The organism is Brevibacillus sp. RS1.1 (assembly GCF_013284365.1).
Classification (GTDB): Bacteria; Bacillota; Bacilli; order Brevibacillales; family Brevibacillaceae; genus Brevibacillus; species Brevibacillus brevis_D.
Genome location: NZ_JABSVA010000002.1, coordinates 754,319 through 778,582, shown reverse-complemented (window position 1 = coordinate 778,582; position 24,264 = coordinate 754,319). Strand labels below are relative to the sequence as shown.

Genomic DNA, 24,264 nt, shown 5'->3' with positions numbered 1-24,264 from the left:
GAGAAAGGGAGAGAAACGAGGATGGCGAGATACGAGGAACTGCAACAGAAGATTCAACGAAAGACAGCGAGAGTGGGTGTCATTGGGCTTGGGTATGTAGGGCTGCCGCTTGCCGTAGAGACGATCAAGAGCGGTTATACCGTAATCGGAATCGATTTGCATGGTGGAAAAATCGAGAGCCTGAAAAGAGGAGAGTCTTACGTCCAGGATATTTCTAATGAAACCTTGCAGGAATGCCTCGCGACCAACCGCTTTTTTCCGACGACTGATTATAGCGTAATCGAAGAGCTAGATGCGATCAGCATTTGCGTTCCGACACCGCTCAGTCCCAATCAGGACCCGGACACCTCTTACATTATAAACGTTGTCGAGCAAATCAAGCGATTCATGAAAAGAGGAATGCTCATTACACTGGAGAGCACAACCTATCCGGGAACAACGGAAGAGCTGATCCAGCGCGAATTTGAAAAGCTGGGCTACAGGGCTGGCATCGATTTTTTCCTCTGCTACTCGCCAGAGAGGGTCGATCCAGGCAATCGCAAATACAGTACGTACAATACGCCAAAGGTGATCGGCGGGACGACAGAACGTTGCATGGAGTTAGGCACACTCTTGTATGGCAGTCTGGTCAAAACCGTCGTACCGGTCTCCTCGCCAAAGGTGGCGGAGATGTCCAAGCTTTTGGAAAACACCTTCCGTAGCGTCAATATTGCCTTCATGAATGAGATGGCGATGATGTGCGACAGAATGGGCATCAATGTTTGGGAAGTAATCAAGGCCGCATCGACCAAGCCTTTCGGGTTCATGCCATTTTACCCGGGACCCGGAATCGGTGGGCATTGCATACCGCTCGATCCGATGTATTTGTCGTGGAAGGCCAAGGGCTTTCGTTTTCACAGTCAATTTATTGAGATCGCCCAGTCGATTAACGACAACATGCCGGACTATGTGCGAAACAAGACAGCACAGGTACTCAATATTTACGCCAAAGCGATTAACAGCTCGCGCATCTTGATTCTTGGCATGGCCTACAAGCCGGAAGTCGATGACTTGCGGGAATCACCTGGGCTGGAGATTTACGAGCTATTCACCAATAGCGGAGCAACGGTTGACTATTACGACCCGTATGCGCAGAGCTTTGTGAATAAAAAAGGGGAGATCGTCCATTCCATTGCCAATGACTACGAGGCGTTCAAGACTTACGATTGCATGGTGCTCATTACGAATCACCAATGCTTTGCCTATCAGGAGCTGGCGGATTTGGGAGTGGCTATTATCGATACAAGAAATGCGTTTGAGGGCATCACGAATCCGAATGTGTATCGCATCGGAACCTCCGTGGCTATCAAGCAGGAGAAGGAAGTCGTCAGCTTGCTCGCATAATACAAAGTCGCAACATTATACGCAACAAGGGAGGAACCAAAGACATGTGCGGAATTATGGGATATATCGGGAACAGGGAAGCGCAGCCGATTCTTATCAATGGGCTGCGAAAGCTGGAATACAGAGGCTACGATTCCGCTGGCATTGCGATTTGTGACGGAGCAACGATCGGCATTCGCAAGGCAAAAGGCAGAATTGACGTACTGGAGAGCCAAACCCAAAAGTCCGGCTTGCAGGGCTCCATCGGCATTGGTCATACGCGCTGGGCGACACACGGACGACCATCTGACGAAAACTCTCATCCTCACTTTGATCAGTCTGGCAAGTTCTCGATCGTGCATAACGGCATTATCGAAAACTATCTGGATCTGAAGCAGGAGTTGATCGAAAAAGGCGTGACGTTTACTTCGGAGACGGACACGGAGGTCATCGTACATCTTTTGGCGCAGGAATACGATAACAACCTGGTTGCGGCAGTGCAGAAGGTCGCTGGCAAAATTCGCGGAGCCTTTGCCCTCGGTGTGATGACGGAGCATGAGCCTGACAAGCTGATTGCGGTTCGTATGGCGAGCCCGTTGATTATCGGGGTAGGGGAGAATGAGAATTTCATTGGCTCTGATATCCCGGCGATCCTGGAGCATACGCGTGATGTGTACGTTTTGGAAGACGGAGACCTGGCGATTCTGACCAAAGATTCCGTTCACGTCATGCGTCTGGATACCACGGAGCCAATCGAGCGAGAGCTGGTGCGGATTGAGTGGGACAAGGAACAAGCGGAAAAAGACGGCTTTGCGCATTATATGCAAAAGGAAATTTACGAGCAGCCGCGTGCCCTGCGCAATACAATGACAGGTCGAATCGATACTACCGAGCAAAAGGTTATTTTCCCTACTCTTCAGTTATCAGAAGCGAGTGCCAAGCGTGTGGAGAAAATCTACATTGTCGCATGCGGTACCGCTTATCATGCAGGCTTGATCGGCAAGCATGTGATCGAGCGACTGGCACAAATTCCGGTAGAAGTAGATGTAGCGTCGGAGTTTCGTTACCGTCGCCCACTCTTTCAGCCCAATACGCTCACGATTGCCGTCAGCCAATCAGGGGAGACAGCAGATACATTGGCAGCCATGCGTGAAGCCAAACGAAACGGCTCAGCAGTACTCGCGATTACCAATGTAGTCGGAAGCTCGATTGCCCGTGACGCCGATGACGTGATTACGACAAATGCAGGTCCGGAAATCGCGGTTGCTTCGACGAAGGCATATACGTCGCAGCTGATTGCGTTTTACTTGCTTGGCATTTATTTGGCGCAAGCGAAGGGTACACTGGATGCTGACACCCGTGCCTCACTGCTTCAACAACTGACCGCGCTCCCGGATCAAGTCGAGCATATTCTCCAACATGCGGATGAGATACGTCATTTCGCTGAATCGATCAAGGACGAGCAGCATCTGTTTTTCATTGGACGAGGACTCGACCATGCCGTATCGATGGAAGGCTCGCTCAAGCTGAAGGAAATCTCGTACATTCATTCGGAGGCGTATGCGGCAGGAGAGCTGAAGCACGGCACGCTGGCGCTGATCGAAGAGGGAACGAGAGTCATCGCCTTGGCTACACAGGATGAGCTGCATGAGAAAATGATCAGTAATATTACAGAAGTAAAAGCCCGAGGAGCAAAGGTTCTCGGTATTACCTTAGATGGACATGTAGAGCTGCATCGCTCGGTTGATGATGTATGCCTGATTCCGCAGACAGATGCCTTGTTTACATCGGTGTTAGGCGTGATCCCCCTCCAGCTCATTTCCTATTACACTTCTGTTGCGCTCGGCAATGACGTAGATCGTCCACGAAATTTGGCCAAAAGTGTAACAGTTGAGTAAACACAAACGTCTGTCGTAAGAAAGGTAGAGACATTCAAATAAGGGGGAAAGATGAATGAACACCTCGAAGCGGACGTTGAATCAGGAGAAATTACTGGAGATTATGCTTCAGGCCTATCAGCTGGGCGTGCAGAGGAAAGACATTAATTTGAGCATGATGATTGACACACTGACCTATGAATTGAAACCATACTTCGATCAGCAAATCCAACAAGGTCAGCTTGCAAAAGGGGAGTTGACCAAGACGGAGGCGATAGGATGAACATACATGCAGTAGTACTCGCAGCAGGAAAAGGAACCAGAATGAAATCTTCGCTCTACAAGGTCATGCATCCAATCTGCGGGAAGCCGATGATTGAGCATGTCGTAGAAACATTGGAACCATTATCACTTCGGCACTTAGTCGTCGTTGTCGGTCACGGAGCCGAAGTGGTCAAAGAACAGCTGAAAAACCGTGTTCAGTATGCGTATCAACCGGAACAGCTAGGAACTGCTCATGCAGTTTGGATGAGCCATGAAATTCTCGGGGCGCAGGATGGCATAACGATTGTCATGAATGGCGATACACCGCTCGTACAAGAACAGACGCTGCGAAGCTTGCTCGAGTATCATCAGCTCAAACAAGCAGCAGCCACGGTTTTGACATCCATTGTGGACGAGCCTACAGGCTATGGCAGGATCATTCGCGACGAGAACGGCGATGTCCGGAAAATTATCGAGGAAAAAGACGCGACCTTGGGCCAAAAAAAGGTGAACGAGATCAGCACCGGAATCTTTTGCTTTGACAATCAAAAGCTGTTCTCGATGCTGCCGATGGTCTCAAACGAAAACGCGCAAGGGGAGTTTTACTTGCCGGACGTTCTGGGGCTATTGCAAGAGCAAGGTCATTTGGTAGCGGCGTTTGCAACGGATGATCCCGAAGAAGGCAATGGCGTCAATGATCGTGTGCAGCTTGCAGATTTGGAACAGCTAATGCGCAAGCGAATCAATGATTTCCATATGCGAAACGGAGTGACGATGATAGACCCGAGCTCGACGTACATCGATTCGGACGTAATGATCGGGCGTGATACGGTGCTCTATCCGGGAACCTGCCTTTTTGGTGACACACAGATCGGTGAAGGCTGCCAGATCGGGCCGAACGCGTTGGTCAAAAACAAGAGCATCGAGGATTACACGAGAATTCCGCCGTTTTCAGCGGTTGACGGTAGTACGTTTGGTGAGCGGGCTTTTGCTGGAGTGGGAGCGACGACACAGCAGTACGGTATCGACCAGCGCTGATGCAGGTACTTCGCCGATATAGCTGGCTTTGGATAGCATTGCTTCTTGTGACAGTGACTTCGATCATCATGCTGTCGTTGGCAAGCACCCGCTCCGCCCTGACAAAAGCAACCTGGATATGGGATGCCAAGCAAATGAAGACCCAAACCGATGAAATGATCGAGTTTGCCGAGAAAAATGACATCAACCTGATCTATCTTCACGTTGAACCAGCAGCAGTTGCGCCAGAGACGTATCGTACCTTCATTGAAAAAGCCAACCAAGCAGGCATCAAGGTAGAGGCGCTTGGCGGTGACCCAAATTGGGCGTTAACAGCAAATCGACAGAGTATCGACGATCTCATCTCCTGGGTGAAGGCGTTCAATCGAAGTGCCAAGCCAGATGAACAATTTTCGGGGATTCACGTCGATATCGAGCCGTATTTGTTGCCTGCATGGAAGGAAGACCAGGCAGAAATCGTCCGGCAATGGCTGAAGAATGTCAGTTATTTGGCAGCAGAGACGAAGAAGGATACGGATCTTGCTGTCGGTGCCGACTTGCCTTTTTGGATCGACTCCGTAAACGTTCCTGGCAGTGATGAAAAAGTGAGCAACTGGATGGTGCAGCGACTCGACAGTATTACATTAATGGCCTACCGCAATCAAGCCCTTGGGCAAAATGGGATCGTCGAAATCGTAGAAAAGATCGTCGACGATGCCAATGTACGCAAAAAAGGGTCGGTCATCGTAGGCGTCAACATCATGGAAACGATGGAAGGCGCTCATGTGAGCTTTTATGAAGAAGGCACAAAAGAGATGAATAACCAGTTGGCCATTTTACAGGAGGAGCTGTCAAACAATCCGGCGTTTGCAGGAAGTGCGATCCATGATTACGAGAGCTGGAAGCACGCAAGTCAACGAGAGGAGCAACTTTGACGAATGAAAGCTGCGCGCATCTATTTGAGTGTTCTCTGCCTGACGGTCGGCTTTCTGTTCGGCTTTTCCCCCGCGGAGAAGAAGAGTAAAGCAACGTGGATCTGGCAATCCGAAATGATCGGGAGAGAGAAACAAGAGATTCTCGATTTCTGCAAAAGGAACGATATTAATCTCGTCTACTTGCGAATCGAAATGAACAAGCCCTATGAATACTACCGCGATTTTATCCGCGAAGCGACAGAGATGGGAATCGAGGTACATGCGGTTGCTGGTCATCCCGCATGGGCACTCAAAAGCAATGAAAAGCGGATGATGAACATCGTCCACTGGGTAAAAAGCTACAACCGTGAAGCCCAGAAGAATGAGCGAATTCGCGGGATTCAGCTAGACATCGAGCCGTATCTCCTGCCGTTTTGGGAGAACGATCAGAAGCGGATTATTCGGGAATGGCAAGCCAATGTGCAGGCGTTCACAGCCGAGGTGTCAGAAGATGAGGAATTGGTTTCCAGTGCAGCCATTCCATTTTGGCTGGACGATATTCCTGTTCCGGGACAAGAAGACATGTCTCTGTCCAAATGGATGATAGGTCAGTTTGATACGGTATGTATCATGGCGTATCGTGACACACTGTCAGGTCAAAACGGCATCCTGAATTTGATTGATCAGGAAATGAAGGAAGCGGATGAATTAGAGAAGCGTGTCTTGGTTGCTGTGAATATGAAGCCGCTTGATGAAGACCACGCTTCTTTTGCAGAGGAAGGTCCGGCTCTCATGCAACAGCAATTAGAGCAATTACCTGCCCTTTTGGCACAGCATCCGTCCTTCTCTGGCGTCGCGATCCACGATTATCGCTACTGGAAGGAGGCGGCTCCATTGCCCCCGGCAACGAAGCAACGCTACAAAGGAACCTACATATGGCGTGCAGAATTGATTGACACGGAAAAGGAGGAAATTCTCTCCTTTGCAGAACAAAACGGGTTGAATCTCCTCTATGTGCGTCTAGATTTGGAGCAGCCGATTTCCTATTATCGCGATTTCGTGAAAGAGGCTCGTGAAGCGGGTATCGAGGTTCATGCGATGGGGGGCCATCCGATTTGGGCTCTGTCTGAAAGTAGGAGCAAGATCATGAAGCTCGTGAATTGGGTGAAAGCCTACAATGAGGCTGTCTCGACAGAAGAGCAATTTCACGGCATTCACTTAGACATTGAGCCGTATGTCCTTCCTGTCTGGCGCGAGGATAAAGAGGCAGTCTTACGTCAATGGATGGGTAACATCGAAGCATTTGTCGAAGAGACCAAGAAAGAAACATCCTTGGAAGTAAGCGTCGATCTCGCCGCATGGCTGGACAAGACACCAACTCCGGGTCAGCCGGAATTGCCGTTTTCGCATTGGATGATCAAACAGCTTGATCATACGACCTTGATGGCCTTTCGTGATCGCGCTCCTGGCATCATCGGCTTGGTTGAAAATCAGATGAAGTACGCAGAGAGCCTCCAGAAAAAGCTGGTCGTCGCCGTGGAAACGAAAGAGAGTCACGAAGGGAACGGGATTACCTTTCACGAGGAAGGCATGGGCGAAATGGACCGGCAGCTGGATCTGGTGACAAAAGTGCTGGATCGATACTCCTCTTATTGGGGGCTCGCTATTCATGCCTATGACTACTGGAAAAACGGGAAAGAGTAGGCTGCCATCATTGTTGTACAATAGAAGAAAACGAGCGTCGGAAAGAGGAGAACAAGCCATGCGAGATGTGCAAAACCGACATCGAAATCTTCCGCCGCGTACACCAGAGATGTTGTACAACGTGGTGCGCAAGTTTTACCGTGGAGCAGTCAGTCATTTTGATCTGATTCAGGAGAAAAAGCAGGAAGCACGTGCAGCCTTGGAAACGGGTGACCATGACAAAATCCGTGCAGCTGTACACACGTTATTTTTGGAGTTCCATTTTTATGTGACCTGCTGGCTCCAGATTGAGCTTGCCCTGTATCGGCTGGCGCGTCAGGATGAACGGCTTGCACAAGTGATGGAAAACTATCGACCATCGTTGGAAAAGCATGTAGCGGTACGGCAACTGCTGGATCAGACGGAGGCGTGTGTGGAGGCACAGTTTCAACCAACCGGGGATGGATGGTCCTGCGTGCAGAAGGATGCCTACGTGTTTGGCAGCATCATTTTTACAGTGGATGAACAGAGTTTGCAAGATTTGCACGCCGTGTATCAGGCGATTTGGGAAAAGGTAGACCGCTGAACCATCTCCCATAATAAAAAGCGTGACCGTCGCGATGGATGGTCACGCTTTTCTCGTTTAGAATGTGCCAGGGAAAATGGAGCCTGTGTGAGGAGCCATTTGGCCTGGGGTGTTCAATTGTTGAACCTCTTGCGTATTCGTGCCTGCAAAGCCAGGAGAGAAAATTGCTTGTGCTCCTGCGCCAGCCTGATTGCTGTACCCCTGATTGGCATATGCCTGTGGTTGCAGCTGAGATTGTTGCAGCTGAGATTGTTGTAACTGAGATTGCTGCAGCTGACCTTGCTGCGCATACATGCCATAGCCAGTGTTATTCAACTGGCGAACTTCCTGGACATTGGTATTGGCAAAGCCAGGCGAAAAAATACTGCCAGTCATCGCTGGCGGATAGGCTGCTTGATTCGTATAGCCAGCTTGTCCACCGTAGCCGCTATAGCCAACCTGATTGCGGGCTTGAACCTCTTGAACATTCGTGCCGGCAAAGCCCGGAGAGAAAATGGAGCCTTGTCCAACCGATTGCTGATAAGAAGGCTGTGCTTGTATGTAGCCAGCTTGCTGGCCTTGTGCATAGCCAGTGGATTGGTTTTGCAAGGAGTGAAGTGCTGGATTTTGAGCATAGCCGAAATTCTGTTGCTGTTGTGGATAGCCAGTGTTATTTAGCTGTCTCACTTCTTGGACATTCGTATTTGCAAAACCTGGGGAGAAAATCGCTTGTGCCCCACCGGAGGACATCCCCAATGAAGGCGCTCCGAGCGATTGTGCATGGCCGCCTTGGTTCCAATATTGTACTTCTTGTACATTGGTTCCGGCGAAGCCTGGTTGGAACATCGAACCTGCAGGGCCTACTGCTCCAAAGAATTGCGGTTGTTGCTGGGATTGCATCATATTGTTATTTGTGTAGGTCATGGTTAAGACCACCTCCATGGAGTATTTTTTCCAAGGTTGATCAGGTCATGCATTCGAAACGAAAAAAACATGCCGGAGTCTAGACGGCATGTTCCTTTAGATCGAAATGTGTGACTTGCCTCATTGTTCAGTGCTACCCGCACGTGCAGCCAGGATGCCGATTTACTTATTGCGGTAGCGTTTATCTACAACCAGGAAGGATTGACCCATGATGAGCTAATAGCCTGGAGGTCAATCGCGTCAGTCAGTCGTTTGTTGGGTGACGCGCCGTTCCCCTTCCTGACGGGCAAATCGCACCAAGGTCGTCTGTGAATCAGCTAGTGCTGTTCGACTCCCTTATCCTGCGGCACTCCCTGGCTTGCTTTGCATATGGGAGACATGCTGTGCGTAGTGGATCAAATTCGCTAACGACAATTGTCGAATCGAGGGTTCATCGAATTTCTCCGGCTTTGCATTTGCTTCAAAGAGCCATAGCTTTCCTTCTTCTGTCAAGCCAAGGTCCATCGACATCTCAGCCAAATCCGTCCATTCTGCATTTAATGATCGTGCGATGGCGAGCGCTGTATCGTGAATGTGTCTTTCCATTTGCTCGTGATTATTATGAAACAAGGCTTGCATAACGGTTGATAACGAGTGGATCGAGCCACCGCGTGGCACATGAGTAGTGATACTTTGCGAGCCAGCCCTTCTGATGCCAGCTCCGGTTATGCTCCACTCGCCCTCACCATCTTTTTGTACGAGGACGCGTACATCGAAAGGTTTACCGTTGTAGCGGGCACGACGGATGCCTTGCTGCATGATGTACTTCTGCTGCTTGACATGAAGTCTAATATGCCTCCATACGTCATTCAAATTGGAAAAGCGGCGAGTAATGGCCTTATGCTCCTTTAATCGTTGCAGGAACCACTTATCGTTTTTGAAATCAATGCGCATGATTCCCTGACCAGCTTTGCCGCGCACAGGTTTCAAGTAGACAAAGCGATGTTCGGTGCAAAAGCTTCGAAAGCGGGCCAAGGTGTCCAGCTGTTTCGTCTCCGGGAGAAAAGCTTGCACTTCCAGATGGGACTCAAGCATCGTAAACAGCTGTTGCTTGTCAAAAAAGCTGCGATTAAACAAAGTGACATTTGGCATCTCATGGATGCGGTTCAATGTTCTTCGGACTTCAGGTCGCCGTTCTGCTTTTCTCGTCGGAATTCGGTTGTAAACCACATGGGGGAAAGGTAGAATCACCTCTTGCCACGAGTTTAGACGATTGTTGTACAAATAGCCGCGCACCTTTTTCTTCTCCCAATTGATTCCTTGTGGAGTGAACACATATACGAGTGCACCCCATTGCTTTCCCGATTGAGAAATATCCTTGAAGTTCTCGCGATTTCCTAAAAATGTTGCCCCTTCACCAACGGTCAATATGCCAAATAATGGGCCAAGCTTCAGGGAGTCGTCCGCCATTTTCCAGTTAATGCGTGTACGAATACGGTTTGCTTGCACGCGGGGTAAACCAGCGTATATCCGTTTCGTATGAGAAAAGGGACCGAGACTGGCGACCAGTGGCTTTGGCGAGCGTTTAAGGACTAGCCGAGGTAACTGTACGAACCATCTACCGCTAGGGAGGATCGTCAGCCACCCGGAGCGCTGCTGAAGCATGGTGTTCCTCCTTCCTGAAAAACGGTACAGATCGCGTGCGACTAGAAATTGGCCAAGTAACAGCTATAATCGACGAGCAACTTGCGTGATTCCTGATCAGCCTGCTTGAGACGGGCGTGCTTGAATATAGAACGGCCAGGCTTGGAATTCGCTTCGAACATCCAGACATGGCCTTGTGTATCAATCCCCATGTCCAGCCCCAATTCTCCTAAATCAATCCCTTTTGCCAGTTCAATTGCGGTAGCGAGTCGGATTGACGCGTCAGAAATGCGCTGAGTCATGAGGGGTTTTTGTTTGCCAAACAGGTGCTGCAACAGGTCATCGCCAGGGATAACAGTTCCACCTGTGCGTACATGGGTAGTTACGCTACCAGAACCGGCAACCTTCGCTGCCGTGCAGGAGACGACCCATTCGTTTTGTTGATTTTTATGCAAGTGAACACGGAAATCAAACGGTCGTCCATGGAATGTCATGAGCGAAATGCCCTGTTGTGCCAGATACGAACTAACGCGACGACTGCGGAAGACATGCTGATAAAGGCTGGACAGCTTGGAGAATTGTTTTTTTACATTGCCGCTGCCTGTATGATAGGAGGCAGTAAAGCCACCGCCTGCCTGGCGAACAACTTTGACAATGCCATACCCGAGACTTCCGTTTTTGGGCTTCAAATAAACGATAGGGTATTTACGCAGCAAGTCTCGAACTGTTGTAAGGGAAGGAGAGGTATAAGTCTCCGGGATATGCTCATTCACTTCTGGATTCGGATACAGCAGCTGGTGCACGCCCCATTTGTTGAAAAAGCCCTGATTGAACATCGGTAAATTGGGGTAACTGGCGAGTCGATACTTGAATTCCTGAACGGCTTCATGTTTTTCTGCTGAACGAGAGGGAATACGATCATAGACGACATCGGGCATGGCGGTAACATGCTTTTTCCAAAAGTAGCTGCCTGATTTGTTTCTGCGCAAAAACCACGCTTTGACCGTATTCGATTCCCAGTCTACATCGGTTGGGGAAAATATATAGTAGAAAACGCCTTTCCCTTCTTGGGCCTGTAACAAATTGTGAAAAAACGAGGTGCGTGGGCCAATTGGCTGCTTGGGATCTCGTCTGATGCCAGTCGTAACGATCCCGATTGAAGGACCGATCCGGAGCGCGGAACCCTCTAGTTTGAGCTGGATCAAGCCAGGGTGAGGAATGCCCAGCTCTGATTGCAATAGCGTCGTCACTTTTATGACATTCGCATCCGGATTGCGTTTGTCTTGTAAGACAGTTGCGACTACTTCCTTTTTACCCAGTAAGACTTTAATTTTCTGGCGTTGCCGTAGCTGTAGCTTTTGGAAGAGACTAGCTGGCAGAATAATCCCACTGATACGGGGGTTGGAAAGGAAGCGAAGCCGCATTCTGAACGTTTCCATGCTTTAACCTCCTACACGCTCTTTCATGAGATAGTGGGCGTAGCGAACAGGCTGAGTAATCGAATGTAGTTGTGCAGTTGGGTCGTCAATCATTCGAAAAACTGTTCGCCCTGGTCTGCTGTTTACCTCGATGATCCAAACATTACCTGCGGTGTCGATGCCAATATCGATTCCCAGCTCAACGAGTCTGCCGTGCGACTCTTCCAAAAAACGGGGAAGTTCTTCCGCCACTCGGTTGATTGATTGCTCGATGCGTGCCGCTTTTGCGGATTTGAAGTGAAGGGGCAGGAAAGAGGCCAGAGGTGTTGCTTTCCCTCCTCCGTGCAAATTGGAGGTGATGCTGCGTTTGTCTCCCAGGCGCACAGCTTTGCCAGTTGTCGCCCATTTACCTAGTCCGTTTTTTTGAACCAGAACACGGACATCAAATGGGGTACCATCCGGGGTATGCAACTCCAAATAGGGCTGTACCAGGAACTTGCGGCCAGCTGTAAAGACAGACACAAAACTTTTTAATCCGGCAGTGTCACGAATTCGCCTGGTGAAAGGTTGATTGTCCCGGTTTCGTCCAGAAGCTTCATAGCCACTGCGCACTTCTTTGATTCTCACGACGCCAATACCGTGAGTTCCCGCCATTGGTTTGATGATGGCTGCCCCGTATTTTTCCAGGGTTGCCTGAAGCACAGGATATGAGAATATTTCAGTAGGTGGTAGCAGCGGGGCGAGAAGAGGAGACTTAGCGAGCATCTGGTGCACCTGCCATTTTCCAGACAGACCATGCCCCAAAAACGTAATGTTGCGATCGTTTTGCAACTTTTCCACAAATGGTTTATAGTGGCGATAAGATGGGCCCACAAAGCAACGATCATAGATAAAGGCGGGGATTGGGAATTCTTTCGCGTGCCAGGACCCATTGCGATATTCGAAGCCTTTTACCATACGGGTGGAAAAGTTAACCTGACGTGGTGAAAAAACGAAGACACGTATGCCGTGCTTGCGTCCATAGAGCGTAAGCTTTTTATAGTACCCTTTGTCTACAAAGTGGGAGCCTTGGCACCGGGCCATGATGCCAAGACTTCTCTCGGATGCTGTCATGTAGGTCACCTTCGCCTGTTATTGTTGCGCTTCGGTCTTCTTTTTATGGGCTTTTGTGGTTGAATGGTCCGGGGAAAACCACTTAGAAAGGCGGAATAATCCAGCATGCGAACGACAGAAGGGCGAGCGCGCCGAGGCAGCTCTTCGGCACCCTCAGGCAACGGAACTGTTTTGGCTGACTTGGATGGCTTACTGTTGACCTCCAATAGCCACACCCGTCCATGGACATCGACTCCCAAATCAATTCCGAATTCTCCGTAATGCCCAGGCAGTGATTCTTCTAAAAGGATCGCGAGCTTAAGTGCTACTGTGTGTAACGTTTGAGGGGATGGTCGTATCGTGCTCGCCCGTGGTCCACATACTCGCAGCGCCTGAAGGGGAGTCATCATTTGCCCACCTCTGGATATATTGGAAACAATGCTGTTTAATCCCAGGCGAGCGACCATGGAAGTGACGGACCATTCGCCTTTTCGGTCTTTTTGTACCAATACTCGAAAGTCTGTCGGTCGTCCTTGGATGCCGATTAACGGTAACCCTTGCTGCAGCAAATAGGATGTGCCTTTTGTCCTTTTTTGCAAATACTGATGTAAGCCCTGAATGCTAGCAAATGATTTGCGGAATCCTCCGGGGAACGCGAGCTGGTATCCTCCGGGTGAACTGCGAACTCGAATGATCCCGCGTCCCATACTGCCGTTAGCTGGTTTAGCATAAATCGTGCGATAGGTAGATAGCATTTGTCGCAGGTCTTCTTGATTCAAATAACGAACCATGCTGGGAAGATGCTCGGAGGCTGTCGGTTGATTCTCGAGAGCGGCGTGCACATGCCACTTATTCAAAAAACGCTCGTTAAAAAAGGGAATGGAAGCTTCCTTGCAGCGTTGAACCCAGTTGGCCATTTGTTCACTTCGTTCGCGTTGGCGGGACACGAGTCGGTTGTAAATGCATTGTGGAAGCGGAAGTAAGGTTTGTCTCCAAACGCCTCCTTTTCTAACGAGGCCGCGCACGGTTCCTGCATCCCAGTTGACATCCTGAAGCCGAAATGCGCAAAGGATCCCTCCGCGTTTACGGGTGATATCGGACATCTCGTGAAAGAAATTGTTTAGGTGTCCAAACGGTCCTTGCGAGGATGCTGCATTGTAGTTTGAAACAAGAACACCTACATACGGTCCGAAAACGATTGTTTTCTGATTCGTATCATAACGAACTAAGAGTGGAACGCCTTTGGGTAGATAGAGTGATTGAGCTAAAGAGGGTCGAATGAAGGTTTTGCCCGAGGTTTTGCCTCCCCGTTCCCAACCGCCTACGCGTGCGGAAACGGTTTTGTTCCCAAATTGGACCGAAATGGTGGACGGTGTTGAAAGATTCCATTTGCGCAAGTGCGCCTGGGGCAGGTAAAGGTCTACTTCCGATATTATCTCGTTTTCGACAACGATTGTTGGAACGTAGGACATGAGTATCCCCTTCCCATCAGGCAAAGTTAGTCTATGGTATGAGCATCCAAAACGTTTGGTGCCATGTAGAGAAGAGAGGTTGTTAGGATTTATGAACGCTTGGATAGTATTAGTGAACATTGCAGTAGGCTCTGTCATCGGTGGAGTGACGAATGAGTTAGCCATCCGAATGCTGTTTAAACCAGTAAAACCGTGGTATATAGGCAGGTGGAAAGTGCCTTTTACTCCGGGATTGATCCCCAGAAGACGGGACGATATTGCGATACAAATGGGCAGACTCGTTGAAGAACATTTGCTGACGACAGAGGGGGTCAAGCGTGCGCTGAACCAGAGTGGTTTGGAGAGTACACTGACAGGATGGATGAACACCATCGCTCGCGATTGGATGACAGATGAGCGTAGTCTACGTCAAGCATTGCTCACAGTGATGCCACAGTTATTTAAGGAAGACGGAACGTGGAGTGAGGGTGTCCGCGCGCCTATCGAGGCGAAATGGGGTACCTTTGTCGATCAGGTTCTGGCACAATATGAAGAGAAAAAACTGCGAGAGTTGGTTACGGACAACGGACGCGAGCGTCTGGATGCTGCACTTGGCAGTGTGAGCGAACTGCTCTTAAAACGTTTCCGTGAATATTTGCATTCCCCGGAAGGTCAGCAAACCTTGCAAAACATGGTTCGCGGATTGCTCGGCGGAGGCGGAGGCATGTTTGGTGGCTTGGTCGGGATGTTTCTTGGGGATGACAAGATTTTGGGCAAGATTCTCCCGTATCTCGATGAGCTTTTGCAGAGCAGAGAGCTTTCGGAACGCGTGCACTACTTTTTGCATAAGGAAGCGGACAAGCTCTTGGACAAAAATGTGGGCGAAGTGGTTGCCTGGATTGGGCGAGATCAAGTGGACGATTGGGCGCGAAAGCTTTTTGCCAAGCTGGAGGAGCAAAGCCTGCGTATCGTGGACGAGCCTCTGTCTCGTTTGACAGCGCCTATTTCTGAGACGGTGACAACGGAACTCGTTCCTCGTTTGGCCAAGTGGATGGTGGACACGCTGCAACAAAATATAGAGAGAATATTTTCGCGCCTGACCATCCGGGATATTGTTACCCGGCAAGTAGAGGGTTTCCCGATTGAAAGAATTGAAGAGATGGTAGTCGGAATCTCAGGCAAGGAATTCCGCATGATCACCGTGCTTGGATTTATTCTTGGCGGGATTATTGGGCTTGTCCAAGGTATATTGGCAAATTTAGTTAGTTAAACAAAACTGAAAAGAAACTGTAACTGTGTTGTAATAATCCTGTAATATTCCTTGGGTATGATAAAAGCACGATGAAAACCCCCTTAATGATATACTTTCTGGTCGGTAGCTTTCGAAAAAGCTACCCTTTTTTTTTGCCCCGCCTTCGGGTATATTGGTCGAAGGAGCGCACGTACATGGAACGGGTGGGAGAAAAGGAAGGGGGAATAGCAATATGGCAACGAAGCATGAACAAATCTTGCAACATATTGATCGCCTTCCGATCGGTTCGAAGATTTCCGTGCGGCAGATCGCGAAAGACCTGGATGTGAGTGAAGGGACTGCATACCGCGCGATCAAGGAAGCGGAAACGCAAGGATACGTCAGCACGATTGAGCGTGTCGGTACGGTGAGAATCGAGAAGAAGCAGAAGGAAAATATTGAACGTTTGACCTTTGCGGAGGTTGTGAACATCGTCGATGGTCATGTGCAGGCTGGACGTGAAGGCTTACACAAGACCTTGAATAAATTTGTAATAGGCGCCATGCAGCTCGAAGCCATGATGCGCTATATCGATGCCGGGAGTCTCTTGATTGTCGGTAACCGCTATCAGGCACATAAAATCGCTTTGCAGCAAGGGGCTGCTGTATTAATTACCGGAGGATTCGATACAAGCGAGGAAATCAAGCAGCTTGCTGACCGCTTAGCGCTGCCAATCATCTCCTCCAGCTATGACTCCTTTACGGTAGCTTCGATGATTAACCGAGCCATTTACGATCGCCTGATTAAAAAAGAAATCGTAATGGTAGAGGATATTTTGAAGCCGCTTGCAGAAACGCCCGTCTTATTGACGTCAGATTCTGTTGCCAAGTGGCATCAGTATACGGAGTTGTATCAGGACACGAGATTCCCCGTTGTTGACGAGCAGATGCGCCTGATCGGGATTGTTACTTCCAAAGACATCATCGGTCATGAGGAGACGGCCATAATCGACAAGGTCATGACGAAGAACCCGATTACGACCTCGCCGCGGGTATCCGTAGCGTCATCTGCGCACACCATGGTGTGGGAAGGAATCGAGCTATTGCCTGTCGTAGACAATCATCGCAAGCTCGTAGGGGTCTTGAGCCGCAACGACGTGTTAAAAGCGCTGCAATTTACAGCGAAGCAACCACAGATGAGTGAGACGTTTCCGAATCTGATCATGTCCCATTTCAGGGAGGAGCGACAGGCAGATGAGATGGTCTATCTGGGTGATGTGAGCCCACAAATGACCAACCATCTCGGTACGATTGCCAGCGGAATCATGACGACGGTCATGGTCGAGGCTGCTTGTAACCTGTTGCGCCACCATCGTCGAGGGGACATGGTACCGGAAAATATCACCGTCTATTTCCTAAAGCCAGTCCAGATGGAAAGCCATATCGAAGTAAAGCCGCGCCTATTAGACATCAGCCGCCGCTTCGGAAAAGTCGAAGTATCCGTATTCCACGGCGATCAGCTCGTGGGGCAGGCCATGATTACTGCGCAAATTATTGAGCGATAAAAGAAAGGAACAGTCTTCGGGACTGTTCTTTTTTTAGTTGGTAAGCAATTATAAACCGTCATTCATTTTCTGCGTTGAGTTGGGGCAATAGGCGCGCCTCCTTTTTTCTATGCGCATAAAAGGGATGTGAATGAAGATTTTAGCCAGCATGCCTACGCCCAAAACAAATACTGCATAAACCAATTCAATTGAGTCAAACAGCGCTCCGTATAGTTGAAAACCGATCAGCCTACCCACAGCAAACAGCATAACCATGACGGAAATAAATCGTCCCAGCATATGTGATTCGATGGTTTGCTGATAGAAGGTACGGAAAAATACACCGTAGATATTGAACATGGAAAACAGAAAATAGCTTACCAATGAATAAAATAGGACTACGGCAAACGGAGAGGTTTGCAAGTGCTGTAAAAAAGAATTACTGCCCAAGAGCAGGAGGGGAAAGACCGCTGCAACGATCCCGATCAGACCGATACCAATACTATTGGAGACGGAAAAGCGTTTCTTTAAAAGGATCACCCCAATAATCGAGCAGACGGAGCCCATAGTTTGTGCACTTTCGACCAGTCCGAAATCGATGTCCGATCCACCAAATACCTGTTTGATCATGTACGGGAAGCCAATCATGACAAAAGGAAAGAGAAAGATATGGGTAAATAGACCGTTTAGTACAAGTGAACTAATTCGAAGATCCGTGGTGAAAATCTGTAAACCTTCCTGTAGTTCCTTTATAATCGAAGAAGAACTGGATGCTCTTGGAATCGAAGGAAGCCTCATGAAATACGTGGATGCTGCTGAGCTCAAGGAAAGTATCGCGTTTAGTAAAAAGACGGCTCCAATTCCGCTCATAGTATACAGTAGTGTGCCAATGAGTGGAGCGAGGACACGAACGCTCTCCACGATAGTACTATCCAGAGCGATAGCGTCAGTCAATTCTGTTTTCTTCACCACATGCTGCAAGAGTGTAGTATACGCGGGAACTGCCAGTAGATTGCATACAGAAAAAAATAGAACGGCCACATAAATTATCGTCTCTTTGATGGGCTGAAACAGCGAGAAAAAGAACAGCGAAAGCAGAAAAATACCGTAAATGAGATCGATGCTGCAAAGCAGCTTTCGCTTGTCCAGTCGGTCAGCCCATACACCTGCAAATGGACCGAACAGGATTTGCGGGATTACCCCCAGCGCCAGTATGGAAGCAAATTTTCCTGCTGATCCTGTGAGTGCCAGGATGTACAGGGCAAAGGCAACGCTTAGGCAGATCGTACCAAACTCGCTGGTAGAATGGCGAAACAAAAACAATGAGAAATTCGGGTTGGCAAACAAATGAAATTTCATAGCTGATCCCTCCAAGTGCTCTAGGCAAAACACATAGGTTGATTGTAGAGGGATCAGGAAAAAAAGCTCGGCAAATTTTGCTGTTAGAATGAGCAATTATTGACATCGGAAGGTGGGGATGAGAATGATGAGCCAGATTACCAAGCCGTTATCCTTGAAGAATGTGAATAGCGCTATTACCATCTATCAGATAGAGGCAGGCGGTTCTGATGAGCTACATCAGCATGATTGTTGTTTTCAAATCAGCATGTTGCTTCAGGGCAATCCGCTGGTGCAATGTGAACAGCAATTTCGCAAGTTGGTAGGACGTCAGCGTCTAGTTGCATCACCTGGGTGTCAGCACCGTCATTTTTCTGAAGCTGAGGCTATGCGGTTGTTGCTCTTCTTTCTCAGCCCAAGCCTTCTGGAGAGCGTCTATGCTGACAAAATGGAAGCTGTTAGCGGACCGATTGAATTTGTCCCATGGTCGGAGGATGAAACGGATGGTTTTCAAAGAATCGCGGAAACAGTCTGTACACAAATGATTACTCAGCAGGTGGAAAAGCTTGCGCTTGAACAGCTAGAATGGGAGTTGGCCACCTTGTTGTTAACAGTGCAGGAAGGATCGCACACGCAAAAATGGCGGGGCAAGCATCTAGCCCCTTATTCCGCCATCCCTGCATCGATCCATCCAGTCCTGAAAAGGGTGACTGATTTCATTCAGGATGATGTAACCGTAGATTGTTCACTGGATACACTGGCGGGGGTTGCGGGTATCAGCAAATTTCATCTGATTCGTCTATTCCGTGAGCAGATTGGTCGCACCCCGGCGCAATATGTGACAGATCAACGTGTGACCCGAGCGGCCTGGTTGCTCCGACACAGTAAGCTCGCCGTTACGGCCATCGCCTTTGAAGTGGGCTTTGGCAGTGTAAGCACATTTGAGAGGGCATTTAGAAAAAAATATAGTGTAAGTCCGCTCGATTACCGCAATAGCATGTAGGTGCGAACAAATATCGAAAAGTTGGATTGCGATGAGGCTATGGGGCCAACCACGACTGGGATGACTACTTTGGACGCGGTTTCCCTTTTCCGTGGAGCTTTGTCAACCATGAATTGACAGGGTAAGGAATGTAACTTATCATCTAATTAGGATATTATCTAATTAGATTGAGTAAACGAAGAAAGGAGTGTCCCACTTGCAATTAGACCAACTCGTCACCTTTTACAAAGCACTCGGAGACCCCACGCGCGTACGCATTCTCGCAATTTTGGCAAACGGCCCCCTACATGGACAGGCGTTGGCAGGCAAGCTCGGCGTGACACCTCCGACCATCACACATCATATGGCAAAGCTTCGAGAAGCAGGTGTTGTTTACGAACGTCGTGATAAAAACACCATTTACTTTTACCTGCATGAAGCCAATGTAAAACGACAGTCGCAGGCTATCGTGAATGTCATGGAAAAAGCAAAGGATACGTCAGTAGAGGAGTTATTTGCAGAAGACACCTTACATGTTCAGAGGAGGCACCAGATGGCAGCCGAAAAAATGCAGGTTATTCGCAGCTTCATTACTCCAGATGGCAAGCTGAAACAAATCCCGTCCCAGCGTAAGAAAAAGCTGATCGTCTTTGAATACATGGTGCGCGGTTTAGAAAAAGGGCGCAAGTACAAAGAACCGGAGATCAATGAGTATATCCGTCAGTTCCATGAGGATTACGCAACGATTCGCCGGGAATTCATTATGAATCATTATATGTATCGGGAAGAGGGGATCTACGAGCTGAACCCAGAGGAAATGTGGGCAAAAGCCGAAGACCTGCAATAATGGGAATTGTTTCCTCCTGACTCGAACAGAAAAAAGGACAACCTTCGGCACTGCCGCTCAGGTTGTCGAAGCAATAGAATGTCACACAAACTCATTATAGCGAGAGCTCTAGCAAGTTTGTATGATAAACGGCTGGGAATAGAGGAAAAGTATTTCCAGTCATCCTTTCCCAAAAATGAAAAAGGCATGCGGAACGTAAAGCTGTTCCCATGCCTTTTTTTATACCCCTTTTTTCAATTCTGCCTGCCAAGCCGTACGATAACGGAAATAATTGCGAGTTCCCAAAAATAAATTCATAACCCCTACAATCAGCATGATCAACGCAACGACAATGCGGAGCGTATCGAGAGAATCAAAAGTAAACTGATTGATACCGAACAAAGAGACGAGTATCCCCAATGACACATTCATTTTCCCCAGCAACATACGGGATTCAAGCGGATGGATGCCTCGCCTGCGCGCATGGATACTATAGTAGACACTGGCTACTAGGGAGGCGAGAACACCGGTCATGTAAAAGGCAGACCACATAGATGGATTCATCCTTTCTAGCCATTCTGGTATTACCCATCCTACCAAAATCAGGGGATAACGGTCAAATACAGGTAGGAACGTTTGTTCTTATCATCCGTATACGTTATACTTCCGGTATAATGTAAGGGAGAAAGTTTCAATCGTGAAAAGTGAGAGGGGTAATATCATGACCTCCTTTGTCCATTTGCATGTTCATACGGAGTATAGTCTGCTGGATGGAGCAGCACGTATCGATACGCTAGTGAAGCGAGCCAGCGAATTGGGCATGCATGCACTGGCAATGACAGATCATGCCAACTTGTACGGGGCAATCCCGTTTTATAAAGCTTGTCTGGAGGCAGGCATCCGACCGATTATCGGGATGGAATTATACGTAATAGATGGGAATCTTCAAGATCGCGTGCGAAATGCACCGCCGCCTAGTCATCTGATCGTTCTCGCTGAAAATGAAACGGGTTACCGCAATCTCCTGAGGTTGGCAACAATCGCGAATACAGATGGCAACTATATCCTTCCACGTCTCAACAAAGAGGTGTTGGCAAAGCATACGGACGGCCTCATTGCACTGAGCGGCTGTCAGCAAGGGGAAGTAGCCAAGCTGTTACTGGCTGGAGAAGCGGACACTGCCAAAGAAGCAGCCCTCCGGTATCAGCGAATGTTTGGTGAACAGCATTTTTATTTGGAACTGGCTGATCACGGATTGGAAGTGGAGCGCAGGCTGAATACTCGTCTCGTGAAACTAAGCCAGGAGACGGGGATTCCGCTGATTGCGACCAACAACGTTCACTTCATCCACAGAGAGGATCACCAGCAGCATGATATCTTGTTGGCGATCAAAGAAGGCAAGACCATTGGCGAAGAAAAACGTTTTCGTTACGAGACGGATCAGTACTATTTGAAAAGCGCTGAGGAAATGGCGGCGCTCTTTGCTTTTGCTCCACAGGCGTTAGCGAATACGGTAGCTGTTGCAGACAGGTGCAAGCTGGACCTTACCTTTGGCGCGCATATTTTGCCGGAATTTCCCTTGGCAGAGGGACAAGATTCGACGCAGTATTTGCGTGAACTGTGTGAAAAAGGCTGCCTGGAGCGATACGGCGAGATTACGCCAGAGGCACAAGCGCGTCTGGATCACGAGCTGGCGATCATTACAGGGACGGGCTTCACCGATTACTTCCTGATTGTTTGGGATTTCATGCGATACGCTCACGAAAACGGGATACCGACTGGACCTGGACGAGGTTCTGCGGCAGGTAGTCTGGTCGCGTACGTTTTGAAAATCACGAATGTCGATCCCCTTCGCTTTCAGTTGCTCTTTGAACGCTTTCTCAATCCGGAGCGGGTGACGATGCCCGATATTGATATCGATTTTTCTGTAGAGCGCCGTGACGAAGTTATTCACTATGTAGCGAGCAAGTACGGTCATGATCGCGTCGCCCAGATCATTACCTTTGGTACGATGGCGGCTCGTGCAGCGGTGCGTGATGTTGGGCGAGCGCTAGGCTTGTCTTTGGGCATCGTGGATCGCGTTGCCAAAATGATTCCGCAATCTCCAGGCATGACGATTGAACGAGCCATGCAGATCAACCCGGATATCGGCAAGCTATGCGCGGAAAACAAACAGGCAGCGCAACTGATCGAAACGGCAAGGGGTGTAGAAGGTTTGCCGCGTCACGCCTCTACACATGCGGCGGGTGTCGTCATTTCGCGTGAACCGCTGACGAATTACGTCCCATTACAGACGGGCAATGAAGGCTTGGCGCTTACTCAATATCCGATGGAAATTCTCGAAGAAGTCGGTCTGTTGAAGATGGACTTCCTCGGCTTGCGCAATTTGACAATCATTCAGGAGACGTTGCGTCATTTGCAGGAGCAGGGAATATCGCTTGATCTGGATAAGTTGCCGACAGACGATGAGAAAACGTTTCGTATGCTCTCCCGTGGGGAGACAACCGGCATTTTTCAACTGGAATCCTCTGGGATGCGCAATGTGCTGCGAGATTTGAAGCCGAGCAGCCTTGATGACATTATTGCGGTTCTCGCATTGTATCGTCCGGGGCCGATGGAGATCATCCCGCAGTATATCGCCGCCAAACACGGGACTAGCAAAGTACAGTACGCTCATCCTGTTCTCGAGCCGATTTTGCGGGAGACACACGGCTTTATGATTTATCAGGAGCAAATCATGCAGATTTCCTCGACACTGGCAGGCTTCAGTCTTGGTGAGGCAGATATTCTACGCCGAGCGGTCGGGAAAAAGAAACGGGAGCTATTGGCGGAGCAGCGGGAGAAGTTCGTGGCTGGTTGTGTCCGGCAAGGGTACGGAGATGAGCTGGGCAATCAAGTTTACGATTTGATCGTGCGCTTTGCCGATTACGGCTTCAACAAAGCCCACTCGGTTGCTTATGCAATCATCGCCTATCAGATGGCTTATTTGAAAGCAACTTATCCACTTGCGTTCATGGCAGCGCTGCTCTCTTTGTCCATTGGTAGCCAAACGAGAATTGCCGAATACACGGAGGAAGCGCGGCGACTGCAGCTTACCGTACTCGGACCTGACGTGAATAAGAGCTTGGCCTACTTCACAGTGGAGCAGGATGCGATTCGATTTGGTTTGGCCGCAGTGAAAAACGTCGGCTACGGTGCCATTGAATCGATCGTGAAAGAGCGCAAAGGCAGACCGTATCGTGACGTCTTCGATTTTTGTGCGCGTGTGGATGCACGGTTAGTCAATCGCAGGGTAGTAGAGTCGCTCACTTTATGCGGCGCGTTGGACTCGTTGCCAGGACATCGCAATCAGCTTTTGCTATTGCTGGATGAAGCGGTAGGGAAGGCAAACAGCAAGAGAATCGAGCGTGACGCCAACCAGCTCAATCTTTTTGCGGGAGAAGAAGATGCGGCACCTTTGCGGGAACCAGCAGAATATCCCGAGGTACCGCCACTCTCACATACGCAGCAATTAAAAGAGGAGCGGGATTTGATCGGGGTATACATCTCCGGTCACCCACTTGATCAGTTTGCCCATGTCGCAAGTCGCCCGGAAGTAACAGTGATCTCTTCGTTGGGGGATGTGCCGCGCGACAAGACGGTAAAAGTATTTGGAATGATAACGGAAGCCAAACGCATCCAAACGAAAAAAGGGGACCCGATGGCATTTATTACGCTAGAGGACAAAACGGCACCAGTAGAGCTGGTCGTTTTCCCGCAGGTGTATGCGAAGTATGCGCCACTGCTCGAGCGCGAACAAATCATCGTGGCAGAAGCCCGAGTCGATCACCAGGAAGACATGGTCAAGCTCTTGGCTTCTCGTGTCTGGGATGCACAAACGCTGCCGCAGCCGAAGTCTGAGACTGTATTGTTTGTCAAAATATCGGCAGAGCAAGAGCACGATTCGACGCTGCAAAAACTTTCACGCTTGTTTGTCGAAAAAAAAGGAACGATTCCCGTTATCCTTTTCTACGAAGGAAAAAGACAGACAATTCGCCTGCCAGAAGCAAATTGGGTAGACGTAGATGAGTCATTTTTGGAGCAAGCGCGAGAAATTGTGGGGCCTGACAGCGTAATTCGGAAAGAAATGCCTATAAATTGGGGAGGATGAGGAA

Annotated in this window: 19 protein-coding genes; 12 read left to right on the top strand and 7 right to left on the bottom strand. The window is 49.2% G+C overall.

What is annotated here, in order from left to right; translation table 11 throughout:
* The first annotated feature begins 21 nt into the window (after nucleotides 1-21).
* Genes HP570_RS09170 through HP570_RS09140 form a run of 7 tightly spaced genes read left to right on the top strand, consistent with a single transcriptional unit; the run spans nucleotide 22 to nucleotide 7,703 of the window.
* A complete protein-coding gene (locus tag HP570_RS09170; RefSeq protein ID WP_012685085.1) occupies nucleotides 22-1,383 on the top strand; it encodes a nucleotide sugar dehydrogenase in 1,362 nt (453 codons plus the stop codon).
* Between the two features lie 44 nt (nucleotides 1,384-1,427).
* Complete coding sequence (gene glmS / locus HP570_RS09165) at nucleotides 1,428-3,260, top strand: glutamine--fructose-6-phosphate transaminase (isomerizing) (RefSeq protein WP_173625522.1); 1,833 nt, start codon at nucleotides 1,428-1,430, stop codon at nucleotides 3,258-3,260.
* Between the two features lie 55 nt (nucleotides 3,261-3,315).
* The gene (locus tag HP570_RS09160; RefSeq protein WP_012685087.1) at nucleotides 3,316-3,522 is read left to right on the top strand and encodes a hypothetical protein; all 207 of its coding nucleotides are present in this window, start codon (nucleotides 3,316-3,318) and stop codon (nucleotides 3,520-3,522) included.
* Nucleotides 3,519-4,541, top strand: coding sequence for a bifunctional UDP-N-acetylglucosamine diphosphorylase/glucosamine-1-phosphate N-acetyltransferase GlmU (gene glmU / locus HP570_RS09155; protein WP_012685088.1), 1,023 nt, complete (start codon nucleotides 3,519-3,521; stop codon nucleotides 4,539-4,541). Before HP570_RS09160 ends, glmU begins: the two co-directional genes overlap by 4 nt.
* Nucleotides 4,542-4,588: 47 nt before the next feature.
* Complete coding sequence (locus HP570_RS09150) at nucleotides 4,589-5,455, top strand: hypothetical protein (RefSeq protein ID WP_231850571.1); 867 nt, start codon at nucleotides 4,589-4,591, stop codon at nucleotides 5,453-5,455.
* Nucleotides 5,456-5,458: 3 nt separating this feature from the next.
* Nucleotides 5,459-7,138 (top strand): hypothetical protein, encoded by a 1,680-nt coding sequence (locus HP570_RS09145; RefSeq protein ID WP_173625521.1) that lies wholly within the window; start codon nucleotides 5,459-5,461, stop codon nucleotides 7,136-7,138.
* 58 nt (nucleotides 7,139-7,196) lie between these two features.
* Nucleotides 7,197-7,703, top strand: coding sequence for a hypothetical protein (locus HP570_RS09140; RefSeq protein WP_173625520.1), 507 nt, complete (start codon nucleotides 7,197-7,199; stop codon nucleotides 7,701-7,703).
* Between the two features lie 57 nt (nucleotides 7,704-7,760).
* On the opposite strand, the gene HP570_RS09135 is transcribed toward HP570_RS09140, so the two are convergent.
* From HP570_RS09135 to HP570_RS09115, 5 genes are all read right to left on the bottom strand, one after another.
* Nucleotides 7,761-8,606, bottom strand: coding sequence for a hypothetical protein (locus HP570_RS09135; protein WP_173625519.1), 846 nt, complete (start codon nucleotides 8,604-8,606; stop codon nucleotides 7,761-7,763).
* Between the two features lie 336 nt (nucleotides 8,607-8,942).
* The gene (locus HP570_RS09130; RefSeq protein WP_012685093.1) at nucleotides 8,943-10,250 is read right to left on the bottom strand and encodes a YheC/YheD family endospore coat-associated protein; all 1,308 of its coding nucleotides are present in this window, start codon (nucleotides 10,248-10,250) and stop codon (nucleotides 8,943-8,945) included.
* A gap of 41 nt (nucleotides 10,251-10,291) precedes the next feature.
* A complete protein-coding gene (locus HP570_RS09125; RefSeq protein WP_012685094.1) occupies nucleotides 10,292-11,668 on the bottom strand; it encodes a YheC/YheD family endospore coat-associated protein in 1,377 nt (458 codons plus the stop codon).
* A 3-nt stretch (nucleotides 11,669-11,671) separates the two neighbouring features.
* Nucleotides 11,672-12,760 carry a YheC/YheD family endospore coat-associated protein gene (locus HP570_RS09120; RefSeq protein WP_012685095.1) on the bottom strand — a complete coding sequence of 363 codons (1,089 nt, stop codon included), beginning with the start codon at nucleotides 12,758-12,760 and terminating at the stop codon, nucleotides 11,672-11,674.
* 5 nt (nucleotides 12,761-12,765) lie between these two features.
* Nucleotides 12,766-14,211 carry a YheC/YheD family endospore coat-associated protein gene (locus HP570_RS09115; protein WP_012685096.1) on the bottom strand — a complete coding sequence of 482 codons (1,446 nt, stop codon included), beginning with the start codon at nucleotides 14,209-14,211 and terminating at the stop codon, nucleotides 12,766-12,768.
* 91 nt (nucleotides 14,212-14,302) lie between these two features.
* Between HP570_RS09115 and HP570_RS09110 the strand changes: the two genes are divergently transcribed.
* Nucleotides 14,303-15,460: a DUF445 domain-containing protein gene (locus HP570_RS09110; RefSeq protein WP_173625518.1), complete on the top strand. Its 1,158-nt coding sequence runs from the start codon at nucleotides 14,303-14,305 to the stop codon at nucleotides 15,458-15,460.
* Nucleotides 15,461-15,674: 214 nt separating this feature from the next.
* Nucleotides 15,675-16,985, top strand: a complete 1,311-nt coding sequence (locus tag HP570_RS09105) for a DRTGG domain-containing protein (protein WP_012685098.1) — start codon at nucleotides 15,675-15,677, stop codon at nucleotides 16,983-16,985.
* A gap of 48 nt (nucleotides 16,986-17,033) precedes the next feature.
* Here HP570_RS09105 and HP570_RS09100 read toward each other — a convergent pair whose 3' ends face one another.
* Entirely contained in the window at nucleotides 17,034-18,323 is a 1,290-nt protein-coding gene (locus HP570_RS09100) for an MFS transporter (RefSeq protein WP_173625517.1), read from the bottom strand.
* A gap of 124 nt (nucleotides 18,324-18,447) precedes the next feature.
* Between HP570_RS09100 and HP570_RS09095 the strand changes: the two genes are divergently transcribed.
* Together HP570_RS09095 and HP570_RS09090 are read left to right on the top strand one after the other, a co-directional pair.
* Entirely contained in the window at nucleotides 18,448-19,305 is an 858-nt protein-coding gene (locus tag HP570_RS09095; RefSeq protein WP_173625516.1) for a helix-turn-helix domain-containing protein, read from the top strand.
* A 196-nt stretch (nucleotides 19,306-19,501) separates the two neighbouring features.
* A complete protein-coding gene (locus tag HP570_RS09090; RefSeq protein WP_064202471.1) occupies nucleotides 19,502-20,131 on the top strand; it encodes a DUF2087 domain-containing protein in 630 nt (209 codons plus the stop codon).
* Nucleotides 20,132-20,350: 219 nt separating this feature from the next.
* Here HP570_RS09090 and HP570_RS09085 read toward each other — a convergent pair whose 3' ends face one another.
* Entirely contained in the window at nucleotides 20,351-20,662 is a 312-nt protein-coding gene (locus HP570_RS09085; RefSeq protein WP_012685102.1) for a YtpI family protein, read from the bottom strand.
* A 169-nt stretch (nucleotides 20,663-20,831) separates the two neighbouring features.
* Here HP570_RS09085 and HP570_RS09080 point away from each other — a divergent pair, with 169 nt between their 5' ends.
* Nucleotides 20,832-24,260 (top strand): DNA polymerase III subunit alpha, encoded by a 3,429-nt coding sequence (locus HP570_RS09080; RefSeq protein ID WP_173625515.1) that lies wholly within the window; start codon nucleotides 20,832-20,834, stop codon nucleotides 24,258-24,260.
* Nucleotides 24,261-24,264: the final 4 nt, after the last annotated feature.

Coding starts and splice junctions, on each gene's coding strand:
- HP570_RS09170 (WP_012685085.1), top strand. CDS start 22: ATGGCGAGATACGAGGAACTGCAACAGAAGATTCAACGAAAGACAGCG.
- glmS (WP_173625522.1), top strand. CDS start 1,428: ATGTGCGGAATTATGGGATATATCGGGAACAGGGAAGCGCAGCCGATT.
- HP570_RS09160 (WP_012685087.1), top strand. CDS start 3,316: ATGAACACCTCGAAGCGGACGTTGAATCAGGAGAAATTACTGGAGATT.
- glmU (WP_012685088.1), top strand. CDS start 3,519: ATGAACATACATGCAGTAGTACTCGCAGCAGGAAAAGGAACCAGAATG.
- HP570_RS09145 (WP_173625521.1), top strand. CDS start 5,459: ATGAAAGCTGCGCGCATCTATTTGAGTGTTCTCTGCCTGACGGTCGGC.
- HP570_RS09140 (WP_173625520.1), top strand. CDS start 7,197: ATGCGAGATGTGCAAAACCGACATCGAAATCTTCCGCCGCGTACACCA.
- HP570_RS09135 (WP_173625519.1), bottom strand. CDS start 8,606: ATGACCTACACAAATAACAATATGATGCAATCCCAGCAACAACCGCAA.
- HP570_RS09130 (WP_012685093.1), bottom strand. CDS start 10,250: ATGCTTCAGCAGCGCTCCGGGTGGCTGACGATCCTCCCTAGCGGTAGA.
- HP570_RS09125 (WP_012685094.1), bottom strand. CDS start 11,668: ATGGAAACGTTCAGAATGCGGCTTCGCTTCCTTTCCAACCCCCGTATC.
- HP570_RS09120 (WP_012685095.1), bottom strand. CDS start 12,760: ATGACAGCATCCGAGAGAAGTCTTGGCATCATGGCCCGGTGCCAAGGC.
- HP570_RS09115 (WP_012685096.1), bottom strand. CDS start 14,211: ATGTCCTACGTTCCAACAATCGTTGTCGAAAACGAGATAATATCGGAA.
- HP570_RS09110 (WP_173625518.1), top strand. CDS start 14,303: ATGAACGCTTGGATAGTATTAGTGAACATTGCAGTAGGCTCTGTCATC.
- HP570_RS09105 (WP_012685098.1), top strand. CDS start 15,675: ATGGCAACGAAGCATGAACAAATCTTGCAACATATTGATCGCCTTCCG.
- HP570_RS09100 (WP_173625517.1), bottom strand. CDS start 18,323: ATGAAATTTCATTTGTTTGCCAACCCGAATTTCTCATTGTTTTTGTTT.
- HP570_RS09095 (WP_173625516.1), top strand. CDS start 18,448: ATGATGAGCCAGATTACCAAGCCGTTATCCTTGAAGAATGTGAATAGC.
- HP570_RS09085 (WP_012685102.1), bottom strand. CDS start 20,662: ATGTGGTCTGCCTTTTACATGACCGGTGTTCTCGCCTCCCTAGTAGCC.
- HP570_RS09080 (WP_173625515.1), top strand. CDS start 20,832: ATGACCTCCTTTGTCCATTTGCATGTTCATACGGAGTATAGTCTGCTG.